Here is a 12012-nt window from a genome sequence, read left to right as displayed (position 1 = left end):
ACTACAAAATCCGTACGCAAGACCTACGGCGCTTGCGCTTTTCTTATTATTTGGATACGTAAGTTGACTTATTATTGTTTGGCTTCCAAATATAATTAATCGACTTTACGATTTTTTCCTTCTTAATGGCTGTGCGTCGATCCTTTCTTATATGATGATGGCTACTTCTATGGTGTTGTGCCTCTCTTTCACGTTCCCGACTCGCATTACGTTTTGTATCTCTTTTACGTTCATGTCTCGTATAACGTGCATGCTCTTTTTTACGTTCCCGTCTCTCGTGATGAGTTTCTTCTCTTCCGCGTTCCCGTCTCTCACGACGTGCTTCTTCTCTTTCGCGTTCCCGTCTCTCACGACGTGCTTCTTCTCTTTCGCGTTCCCGTCTCTCACGACGTGCTTCTTCTCTTTCACGTTCCCGTCTCTCACGACGTGCTTCTTCTCTTTCACGTTCCCGTCTCTCACGACGTGCTTCTTCTCTTTCACGTTCATGTCTTGAATAGCGTTCTGCCTCTTTTTCATACTCACGATGTGAATAGTGCTCTGAGACTTTCTCCTGCTCAGGTATCGAATTATGCTCTGCCTCTCTCTCTTGCTCAAGTTTCATCTCTTTTGCTTCTTCAAAGTCAATAATATTTCCATTAGGAGCATCTTGAGCAATAGTTGAGAGCGGTGCTTGCATAGACAGTTCCCAAACGGCAAGCAAGTCAGAAGCTACTCTGTCCCATTGGTATCGAGATACTGCAAGTTCTCTTCCTTTTTCCCCCATTTTTTTCATTAAGGACGTACTCGAAAGGATTTCTGTAATCTTTTCTACAAAATCATCTGGATCCCCTGGGCGTTCCACAACAAGACCATTTTCTCTTAAAAGGATTACTTCTGGATTACCGCCTCTTGCTGTAGTGATGATTGGAAGACCTGCTGCCATTGCTTCGTAATGCACCCTAGCAAGTGGTTCTTGCCATTGAGAGGTACATACAAATAAATCACTTGCAGCGTACCAATTTTGTATTTCACTTGGTGCGACGAAACCTGTAGTAACAATAGGTATAGGCGCCTTTTTTGCCAACGCTCTTACATAAGCGACATAATCAGTAACATCATTTTGACTAAACCAATTACTTCCAACTATTACTAAAGCTAAATTTCTAAATCTTCTTGAAAGCTTAGGTAGAGCCCTGACTAATTTGTCTACCCCTTTGTTATGTGAAAGTCTTCCTGTAAATAAAAGGACAGTTTTCCCTTCTAATCCATGTTTCTTACGAAGTTCATTTCTTATATTTCTCATTTTTGGATGGCTGCCAGGTAAAAATCGCTCAGAATCTACCCCAGAATAAATAGTGTGTAGTTTGGAAGCGGCTTGTGGGTATTGTTGCTTTATTACGTCTCCGATATAATTACTAATCGTTACAATATTTGATACTTCATCTATTACAGCTTCTGCCTCTGGAGAATCAATTTTTTCGAGTTTAAACATATCATTGTGCATGCTTAATGTAATCTTTGAATGAGGTGCTAATTTTCTAACCGGCATGACAAGGCGAGGGCGATTAAAGATATGAATAAGATCGAATTGATTTGATTCAACATAAGAAATAACGCCTTCTTTATATATATCAAAAACTTTACCAGGAATACGTACATACTGAATTCCATCTACGGTCTCTTTATCAGGGAGAGATTCATCATTAACGCCAAGTACTGTAATTTCATGATGTTTACTTAAATGTGGAAGGATACCAGATATATAAGTTTGAATGGCTCCTCCTAATATGGGAGGGACAGGTAGCTTTTCAGTACAAATCATTAATACTTTCATTATTATTCTCCCTTCCAATCATCTTGGATTTGTTTTAGAACAGGCCATTTTGACCGTTCAGTTATAACAATCCTTTGCATTAATCTCTTTGTTTCTTCATTTAAAAATAATTCGGGATCATATACGACTTCTTTAATATTTTTATAAAATTCATTAGGAAGTGACAAATCAATCATTAAAATCTCATATAGCTCAGCATTTAATGGGTTTGCTTCATGGTAGGATTTAATCATTTCTCTAACCCATGTTACATCCCATTTATAGGAATCTGCCATTGTACCGCTAATTAGTTTTCTTAAGTCACGAATTGGAAGGTCGTAGGCAACACCATCAAGGTCAATGATCCACATTCCATTAGGTCCCATTTGTCCGTTTGACCAGCCGTAATCCTGGTGAACTAATCCCCAATTTTCATTTCCCAGTTTTACTAAGTCTAAATAGCTTGATTGGTTAAGAAATTCTAATCCCTTTTTTGCCTGTTCTTCAAATTCATCTATCACAGTTAATAAGTATGAACTTGCAGGCTTTTCATTATAGGCTTTCGCAAGGTTTCGAAACCAGTCTAGTTTTCTGATCATTTTTTCATAGGATTTGGGCCATTTATGCAATCTTGAAGAGATTTCAGCTTGATTAGGAGGGACATAACCTTTGCTTAACCGATGAAATTCACCTAGGGCATAGCATAGCTGTTTAGCCCCATTCAAATCTTTTGTAACCGGTTTTAGAGGTTCTATCCACTCAGCAACAAACCAAAGTTTTCCTCCCGCCTCAACATAATTTTTTTCGTCTTTTGTTTTTATAATTGCGGGAACTCTTGACTTTTGAACATCAACTAAATACTCCTGAGCTCCCAAGCTAAACATACTTCTAGTTGGCCTACGGTGTAATAGTTTTAAACTTTTAGGGCCTGAATTTGTTTCGAGTTTCCAAATAGCACCGCCTTTATCGGGTTTTGTTGTAACTATTTGAATTCTCTTAACAGAAAAATCGTAATTTTTAAGTACCTCTTGCGCTAGCTTTTTAATATAATCAGGTACAAAAAATTCATAAGTAAGTTCATCTTCTACCCAAGGTTCAATTAGGCTTTTCTCCATACTATTCCTCCTAGTCTTATTCATAAATCGATTTTTAAGGGAATTAGTCCATTTTTTATTAACTTATGTCTGTGGAAAATAATTGTATAGGGCAGTTTAATCAATTATTGATAATTATTCAGCCCGAGCAGCAAAGAACTTGAATAGTCTTTTTAAATAAATTTCTCATTACTAGGTAAACCCACATACACTAATAGTCTGTTTAACATAGAAAATATAAAGGGCTACTTGAAGAGAGGGGGAGGGGAATGATTCGCAAAGCTATTATCCCAGCAGCGGGCTTGGGTACAAGGTTTCTCCCTGCCACAAAGGCATTACCTAAAGAAATGCTTCCTATTGTTGATAAGCCAACGATTCAATATATTATTGAAGAAGCAGTCGCATCTGGAATTGAGGATATCATTATTATAAGCGGACGCAGCAAACGTTCAATTGAAGATCATTTTGATAAATCCTATGAGTTAGAAGAAACTCTTTTAAAGAAAAATAAATATGGAATTCTTAAAGATATTCAATATATATCGAGTTTAGCGAACATTCATTATATCCGTCAGAAGGAGCCTAAAGGGTTAGGAAATGCCATTTATTGTGCAAGAAGTTTTGTTGGAAATGAACCATTTGCTGTCTTACTAGGCGATGATATCATCAAATCTTCGAAACCTTGTCTGAAACAATTGATCGAGGTCTTTAACCGCTATCATTCAACGGTAGTAGGTGTGCAACAGGTAGCAATCGATGAAGTTTCGAATTATGGAATTATTAAACCAAAGGGCAATGAAATTGATGAGAATGTCATTAATATTGATACCTTAGTGGAAAAACCAAAAGTGGAAGAAGCCCCTTCTCGTTTTGCTATTCTAGGAAGATATATTTTACGGCCAGAAATTTTTGATATTTTAAAAGACTTACCTCCCGGTGCTGGAGGAGAAGTACAATTGACAGATGCAATTAAAATATTGAACCTTTCTCAAGCAGTGTTAGCTTATAATTTTCAAGGTCAACGCTATGATATTGGAAATAAAGTAGGTTTTATACGAGCAACTATAGATTTTGCTCTAAAGCGGCAAGACTTACACGAAGAAGTTTTAAAATATTTAAAAGAGGTTATTAAGCAGGAGGAATTAAAAGATAAAAGTTAAAGTGATAACGCTCTTTTCTTAAATGATGATGTTGTTGAATCGAAAATCTAAATAATATAAGCAAACGCTTCTATGTAAAGTATATTCTAAGAAAAGATGCCCCGAAACCAAATGATAGTTGGTTTTTACACATTGTACGAAATAGCAAAAACCATTAGGTAAACAGTATTGAAAATGGATGGAAATGGGTGACCCTTATGAAAATAGCAGTTATCGGTGCGGGTTATGTAGGTGCCACAACAAGTGTCATCTTTGCAAAAAATGGACATAAGGTAACTGTCATTGATAAAGATCAAGAAAAAATAAAACAATTTAACCAATCAATCCTTCCTTTTTATGAGGAGGGAGTAGAAGAATTACTAAAAGAGTTTATATTGGACGCAAAAATTTCATTTACAAGTAATTTGGAAGAAAGTATTGAACCATGCGATTTAATATTTATTACAGTAGGAACCCCCTCTTTAGAGAATGGAGAAGCTGATTTAACTTATGTGGAAGAAGTGGCAAGAGAAATTGGAAGATTGATAAATGATTATAAAGTGATCGTCACTAAGAGTACAGTACCGATAGGAACAGGTGATAAGTTAAAAGGCATTATTTTGAATGAACTATCAAAAAGAAAACTTGAAATTTCATTCGATCTTGTTTCAAATCCAGAATTCCTAAGAGAAGGAAAAGCGTTACATGATGCTTTGTACCCGGAAAGGGTTGTTATCGGCACAGATTCTGAGAAAGCACAGAAAATAATGGAAGAATTATATAAAGAGGTAGACTCAAAGATTATTTTTACGACTGTTAAAAATGCTGAAATGATTAAGTACGCATCCAACGCATTTTTAGCCACGAAAATTTCATTTATAAATGAATTGGCAAGACTATGCGATCAAATTGGCGTGAATGTGAATCAAGTTGCAAAGGGAATGGGAATGGATAGCCGAATTGGTCCTCATTTCCTCCAAGCAGGAATAGGATATGGCGGTTCATGTTTTCCAAAAGATATTAAAGCTTTATTGACACTAGCCGCAGAAAATCAGAATCCGATGCATATACTACAGGCTGTATCATATGTGAACCAAACTCAAGCAGAATGGTTTATGGAAAAAGTGAGTCAAGTATTTGGTACACTTTCAGGCAGACATATTGCTATTCTTGGCCTTACATTCAAACCCCAAACAGATGATATTAGAGAAGCATCCTCCCTTAAAATAATTGAATTTCTCCTAAAAAACCAAGCCTCTATTACAGCATACGATCCAAAAGGGGCAGAACATGTAAAAAAATTATTTCCTAACATAAATTATGCATCCACTCCATTAGATGCATTAAAAGGGGCAGACGCTTTATTAATTGTAACAGAATGGAATGAGATCATTAATATTGATTGGCAGAGTGCAATAAATCTAGTATCTCAGCCTTTTGTTTTTGATGGTAGAAATACACTTGATCCATTTAAAATGCTTAAATTAGGATACCGTTATTTTGGAGTGGGAAACACAAATTTTGAATAAAATAATTAAAAAGGAGCACGGGAGAGGTGCAGCAGTTTAAAAAATATGTATTAGTCACTGGGTGTGCGGGTTTCATAGGCTATCATTTATCAAAGCGATTATTAGATGAAGGCTATAGTGTGATCGGCATTGATAATATAAATGATTATTATAGCACAACCCTAAAGGACGATCGATTAAGTTTGCTGAAAAAATATCAGAATTTCCTTTTTATAAAAGGGTCTATCGAAAATCTTGAATTATTGGAAAGTATTTTTGACCAATATGATTTCGAGTTAGTTATACATTTAGCTGCCCAAGCAGGTGTTAGATATAGCTTGGAAAATCCCCATGTGTATATTCAAGCAAATGTTGTTGGTTTTGCAAATATATTAGAATGCTGTAAAATGCATCAAATCAGTCATTTAATTTATGCATCATCAAGCTCTGTATATGGTGAAAACAAGCAAATTCCTTTTTCGGTTAGTGATCGTGTAGACCAACCGATTAGCTTATATGCAGCTACAAAAAAAGCGAATGAGCTAATGGCTTACACGTATTGTCACTTATATAAACTTCCTACAACTGGGTTGCGGTTCTTTACAGTTTATGGTCCTTGGGGCAGACCGGATATGGCATATTTTACTTTTTCGAATGCAATTATTAACCAGCAGCCTATACAAGTCTATAACTATGGGAATATGAAAAGGGATTTTACCTATATTGATGATGTAATAGAATCGATATTTCGCTTAATAAAGAAAGGCCCTCACACAAAAACTCCGACTCCATATAAAATTTATAACATAGGGAATCATCAACCAGTTCAGCTGCATTACTTTATCCAGATACTAGAAGAACAATTAGGGAAGGAGGCAATAAAGAAATTCCTGCCAATGCAGCCAGGAGATGTTCCAGAAACATTTGCAGATATTGAAGAATTAGTAAAGGATATTAATTATAGACCAACGACAAAAATTGAAGATGGATTAAATAAATTTAGTGAATGGTTTAAAGAGTACTATAATATTTCTTAAATTCACAAAGTCCCATTGAACACAAGTTTGTCATGTAAAGCTTATCTAGTGTATGATAAGGTGAAACTCAATCAATGGGACGCCTCAAATAGGTATAAGGAGTGTATTATGACTAGTAAATGGCCATTTTTATCAGGGTTAAAACCTCATTTTCAAGAAGCATGGAGTAAAGCAGGATTTGAAGATCCAACTGCCATACAAAAGGAGACTGCTTCTCTTATTTTAGAAGGCAAGGATGTGGTGGCTAGCTCACCGACTGGTACCGGAAAAACTTTAGCATATGTACTCCCTTTATTAGAAAAAATTAATGAAGGAAATAAAAATATACAAGCAGTCATCATTGCACCTTCAAGGGAATTAGTCATGCAAATTCTGCAGGAAATTCAAACCTGGGCAGTTGGCAGCAGTATTCAGGCAGCCTCCTTTATTGGTGGAGCAAATGTGAAGCGGCAGCTGGAAAAATTAAAAAAGAGACCACAAATTATTGTCGGAACACCTGGCAGAATATTCGAGTTAATTAAGCAAAAAAAAGTAAAAATGCATGAGGTAAAATCTATCGTTCTAGATGAAGGGGATCAACTTATTACACCAGAATATATGCAAACGATCTCAGGAATTATCAAATCGACATTGAGTGAACGACAATTAATTTTATTTTCTGCAACACTTCAGGATCATACAATTCAAACGGCTCAAAAATTAATGAAGAATCCAGAAACGATTCAGGTAAAAACTTCCGAAAACAGCGGGAAAGTTGAGCATATATATTTTGTGTGTGAGGAAAGAGAAAAAATTGATATTTTAAGTAAGCTAGATAGAGTAAATTCGATGAAAGCCCTTGTATTTTTGAATGATATCGGAAAGCTGAATGTACTAACAGAAAAAATGAAATTTAAAGGACATTCGGTAGGAGAATTACATAGCGAGCTAAAAAAGGAAGCTAGAGCAAAAGCGATTAATCGGCTTCAGACAGGAGAACACTCATTACTATTAACAACTGAGGTAGCAGCAAGAGGCTTAGACATTGCAAACCTGCCATTTGTGATCCATTTTGACTTACCTGAAAATGTTTCACAATATACTCACCGTTCAGGCAGAACTGGCAGACTAGGTTCAACATCGGGAACAGTAATATCCATAGTAACACAAAGAGAAGAACGGAAACTAAAGCAATTTTGCCGAGAAATTGAAGTTCCAGTTACTCAAAAGTATTTATTTGCAGGGGAAATAGTAGATAGTCGAGAATAGCAGGCACTCTTATGGGTGCTGCTATTTTTTTTAGGCTCTTTTCTTAAACTTTTTGAGGAAAAAAGTACATTTCCTCCTTGTTGCTTTTAAAGTGAAAATCTTAATCACCTGTATCAAAACATTTAGGAAGAAGCACCTTTCTAAGATAAGATTCCCCGAAGCCAATTGGTGATAGGATTTTTACATCTTGTACGAAAATGCAACATTTTTTGGGAAAACAGCCTTTTTTTAATCAGTACCTTGCAATGTTCAGTAGTGTAAGGTATGATATAGCCAACAGTACTGAATAATGTATAGTAGTTAGTATTGATTTATAGGAGGTGGGTTCCTTGAATGTTCAATTTAAAAAAGGTGTTTTGGAGCTTTGCGTTTTAATATTAATTTCAAAGAAGGATCAATATGGATACGAGTTGGCGCAAAATATTTCCAGTAAAATTACTGTAGCGGAAGGCACACTTTATCCATTGTTAAGGAGGTTAACCAAGGATGACCTCTTAACAACCTATCTATTGGAATCGACAGAAGGTCCACCGAGAAAATATTATTCGATTACAAAGAAAGGTTTCGATTATATGTTTAGATTAATTAGTGAATGGCGGCAATTTTCCGAAGCTGTTGATCAATTTATAAAGGAGGGGATGGAAAATGGGGAGAACTGAGTTCTTAAAAGAATTAGAGAGCAATCTCTCAAAAGTTCCAGAACGTGACCGTAAAGATATGCTTTATGATTTTGAAGAGCATTTTACGATAGGGTTAGAAAGTGGAAAAAGTGAAGAAGAAGTGGTATTGGAATTAGGTGATCCACAAATGATTGCTAAAGATTTAATTGCCGACTACCGAATCAATGCGGCAGAAGCAAATCACTCTTTACCAAATATTACTCGAGCAATGCTTGCTACGATAAGCCTAAGCTTCTTCAATATCGTTTTTCTTCTAGGGCCAATTATTGGACTGATAGGGGTATATTTTGGACTATGTGTGACTGCATTTGTTCTAACTATATCACCGCTATTAGCTGTAATATCAATTTTCTTTTCAGGGTTTGAAGATTTTATGCTTCAATTCTTTATCTCAATTGTTTTATGTGCTCTTGGATTACTACTAAGTATTGCCATGATCACTGTCGGAAAATTCTTTTATAATATTATTCTTCGTTACATTAAATTCAATTTGAAAATAATTAAAGGTGGGAAATCCTCATGAAAAAAATGGTTACTGGAGCTTTGATACTGCTAGTAATAGGGCTGATTGGCACAGTTTCAACTCTTTATTTTTATAAAGGGTCTTTGTTCAATCCTGTTGAATGGTCAGAAAAAAAATCGATCAGTAGTAATGAAATAAATGACATTAAAATAAATTCTGCCTCTACGGATTTAGTGGTAGAAAAAACAAATGGCAAGGATGTTCAAATCGAATTAATGGGGAAAGAAACAAAAAGGAAAAAGGGTGAATACAAGCTTAAGGTTGAAAAAGATAATGGCGTACTGCTAATTAAGGTTGAACAAAAAATTAACTGGGGACTTACATTTTATAAAAGTATTAAATTGAATGTTAAGTTACCTGAAAAAATGTATCAGACATTGAATGTTAAAACATCTTCAGGGAAATTAACTATTACAGATTTTCAAGCGGATAATGCTACTATCCAATCAACTTCTGGGGATATAAAAATTGAAGATGGCGAAGTAAACAATGATTTATCTATTGAAGCGACAAGCGGCCAAATTAAGGCTATAAAAAATCGAGCTAATAATATGTCACTTAAAGCAACTAGTGGAGATATCACTTCTGATAATGGAAGAGCAGCGAAGAATTTTTCTATTCATGTAACAAGTGGGAAAGTTCAAGCTACAAACAACGAAGCTGAAAAAGTAACAATGAAATCTACTAGCGGTGATATTAATATTCAGCAATTATCTGCAAAGGACTCTAAAATTTCAGCTACATCAGGAACAATAGATATTGATGACATAAGTGGAACAATCATCGCGAATGCGAGCTCAGGCGATATTGAAATTGGACCAAATGAACAAATTGGAAATACGGATATAGAAACGACTAGCGGGGGAGTAAAAATAAAGACTAAGCAAAAATCAATTCCGTTTACATTTGATTTTAAAGGTAGTTCTGGAGTGGGGGATGTTAATGTTATCGGGGCTACCTATACAGAAAAATCTGAGCATGATATGGTTGGAAAAATAGGATCAGGTAAAATTCAACTGAAAGTAAGAACTTCATCAGGTGATTTTGAACTTAGGTGAAATTGAAATTTATTGAAAAAGCAACAAGTAGGTACTTGCTGCTTTTTCATGCATATAATTATAAACTTGATCCACTAAAAAAATACAGCTGACCCTCAAAGAGTCAGCTGTTTAATAAAGGCAGTTTTCGTAAAGTTTGTTGCTTTTTTAGTGATATTTTATTAACAATCTGAGTTGATTGTAGCGGAGGGCACTTGACTCCTGCGGGAAAAAGAGGGAAGTGGGAGACCCCGCAGGCGGTAACGCCGAGGAGGCTCCCATCCCTCCCCGCGGAAAGCAAGTGTCTGGAGCGGAAATCAACGGACTAAGTTTATAGTCTAAAAACAACAATTTATACGAAAAGAGCCTTATTAAAAGACTTTCGTTGTCCAGTTTTCACAATTCCACACGTCGGTTACTACATCTTGGTAGAATTCCGGCTCATGGCAGATGATCAGTACACTGCCTTTATAGGATTGAAGGGCAAGTTTCAATTCATCTTTCGCATCGACGTCAAGATGGTTGGTCGGCTCATCGAGAACAAGGATATTGGTATCTTTGTTAATTAATTTACAAAGACGGACTTTTGCTTTTTCCCCACCACTAAGGACTTCAACCTTACTTTCAATATGTTTTGTTGTTAATCCACATTTTGCAAGTGCGGCACGAACTTCATATTGTGTATACGATGGAAACTCATTCCATACCTCTTCAATGCAAGTATTATAGTTTGATTGTTTCACTTCTTGTTCGAAATAACCAGTTAATAGATAATCACCGAGCTCAACAGAACCTGAAATTGGTTTAATTTCCCCTAAGATACTTTTTAGTAATGTTGTTTTTCCAATTCCGTTTGCACCGACTAAAGCAATTTTTTGACCGCGTTCCATTCGAAGATTGAGCGGTTTTGATAGTGGTTCATCATATCCAATTACTAAATCGGTTGCTTCAAAAATAACTTTTCCAGATGTACGTCCTTCTTTAAAACGGAACTCTGGCTTCGGTTTTTCTTGTGCAAGTTCAATAACTTCCATCTTATCAAGCTTTTTCTGGCGGGACATCGCCATATTTCTGGTAGAGACCCTAGCTTTATTTCTTGCAACAAAATCTTTAAGCTCAGATATCTCTTGCTGCTGCTTTTTATAGGCGGATTCTAATTGCTGCTTCTTCATTTCATACACTTTCATGAAATCATCATAGTCACCGACATAGCGATTAAGCTCTTGATTTTCCATATGATAAATTAAATTGATTACACTATTTAAAAATGGAATATCATGAGAAATTAAGATAAAGGCATTTTCATATTCCTGTAAATAACGCTTTAGCCATTCGATATGCTGTTCATCCAAATAGTTTGTCGGCTCATCAAGAAGCAAAATATCAGGCTTCTCAAGTAAGAGCTTTGCTAGGAGGACCTTCGTTCTCTGACCACCACTTAGATCCTGAACATCGCGTTCAAGCCCGATATCATCAAGTCCAAGCCCGCGTGCAATCTCCTCAACCTTTGCATCGATCACGTAGAAATCATTATTTGTTAAAATGTCTTGAATAGTCCCGACATCTTCTAACATTTTTTCTAGTTCCTCAGGTGTTGCATCTCCCATTTTCTCATAAAGACCATTCATCTCTGTTTCAAGATCGAATAAATATTGGAAGGCGCCTTTGAGTACGTCTCGCATACTCATCCCTTTTTTCAGAACGGCATGCTGATCCAAATACCCAACTCGTACTTTTTTTGCCCACTCTACTTTTCCTTCATCAGGCTGAAGTTTACGGGTAATGATATTCATAAATGTAGATTTTCCTTCACCATTTGCACCGATAAGACCAATATGTTCCCCTTTTAATAATCGAAATGATACATCATTAAAAATTGCGCGGTCACCAAAACCGTGACTGAGACCTTTAACCGATAAAATACTCATTTATATACACCTTTTTCAGTAATATT

The 12012-nt window shown here is 35.9% G+C and carries 10 protein-coding genes; 7 read left to right on the top strand and 3 right to left on the bottom strand.

What is annotated here, in order from left to right; translation table 11 throughout:
* Nucleotides 1-46: 46 nt before the first annotated feature.
* Nucleotides 47-1813 (bottom strand): glycosyltransferase family 4 protein, encoded by a 1767-nt coding sequence (locus ACQKP0_RS01080; RefSeq protein ID WP_427403959.1) that lies wholly within the window; start codon nt 1811-1813, stop codon nt 47-49.
* 2 nt (nt 1814-1815) lie between these two features.
* Nucleotides 1816-2907, bottom strand: a complete 1092-nt coding sequence (locus ACQKP0_RS01075) for a CotS family spore coat protein (protein ID WP_427403958.1) — start codon at nt 2905-2907, stop codon at nt 1816-1818.
* Nucleotides 2908-3155: 248 nt separating this feature from the next.
* Here ACQKP0_RS01075 and galU point away from each other — a divergent pair, with 248 nt between their 5' ends.
* The 7 genes from galU (at nt 3156) to ACQKP0_RS01040 (ending at nt 10079) form a co-directional block, all read left to right on the top strand.
* The gene (gene galU / locus ACQKP0_RS01070; RefSeq protein ID WP_427403957.1) at nt 3156-4046 is read left to right on the top strand and encodes a UTP--glucose-1-phosphate uridylyltransferase GalU; all 891 of its coding nucleotides are present in this window, start codon (nt 3156-3158) and stop codon (nt 4044-4046) included.
* A gap of 197 nt (nt 4047-4243) precedes the next feature.
* Nucleotides 4244-5554, top strand: a complete 1311-nt coding sequence (locus ACQKP0_RS01065) for a UDP-glucose dehydrogenase family protein (protein WP_427403956.1) — start codon at nt 4244-4246, stop codon at nt 5552-5554.
* Nucleotides 5555-5580: 26 nt separating this feature from the next.
* Nucleotides 5581-6570: an NAD-dependent epimerase gene (locus ACQKP0_RS01060; RefSeq protein ID WP_427403955.1), complete on the top strand. Its 990-nt coding sequence runs from the start codon at nt 5581-5583 to the stop codon at nt 6568-6570.
* 108 nt (nt 6571-6678) lie between these two features.
* The gene (locus ACQKP0_RS01055) at nt 6679-7818 is read left to right on the top strand and encodes a DEAD/DEAH box helicase (RefSeq protein ID WP_427403954.1); all 1140 of its coding nucleotides are present in this window, start codon (nt 6679-6681) and stop codon (nt 7816-7818) included.
* A gap of 329 nt (nt 7819-8147) precedes the next feature.
* Nucleotides 8148-8477, top strand: coding sequence for a PadR family transcriptional regulator (locus tag ACQKP0_RS01050; RefSeq protein ID WP_427403953.1), 330 nt, complete (start codon nt 8148-8150; stop codon nt 8475-8477).
* Nucleotides 8464-9021: a DUF1700 domain-containing protein gene (locus ACQKP0_RS01045; RefSeq protein ID WP_427403952.1), complete on the top strand. Its 558-nt coding sequence runs from the start codon at nt 8464-8466 to the stop codon at nt 9019-9021. Before ACQKP0_RS01050 ends, ACQKP0_RS01045 begins: the two co-directional genes overlap by 14 nt.
* On the top strand, nt 9018-10079 hold the full coding sequence (locus ACQKP0_RS01040; RefSeq protein ID WP_427403951.1) for a DUF4097 family beta strand repeat-containing protein: 1062 nt from the start codon (nt 9018-9020) through the stop codon (nt 10077-10079). Before ACQKP0_RS01045 ends, ACQKP0_RS01040 begins: the two co-directional genes overlap by 4 nt.
* Before the next feature lie 350 nt (nt 10080-10429).
* Here ACQKP0_RS01040 and ACQKP0_RS01035 read toward each other — a convergent pair whose 3' ends face one another.
* Nucleotides 10430-11986, bottom strand: coding sequence for an ABC-F family ATP-binding cassette domain-containing protein (locus ACQKP0_RS01035; protein ID WP_427403950.1), 1557 nt, complete (start codon nt 11984-11986; stop codon nt 10430-10432).
* Between the last annotated feature and the right edge of the window lie 26 nt (nt 11987-12012).

Origin of the sequence: Heyndrickxia sp. NPDC080065, from assembly GCF_050281185.1 — a bacterium.
Taxonomy (GTDB): Bacteria; Bacillota; Bacilli; order Bacillales; family Bacillaceae_C; genus Heyndrickxia.
Note: the sequence above shows the minus strand (reverse complement) of the source record. Positions and strands in the feature narration are given on the sequence as shown.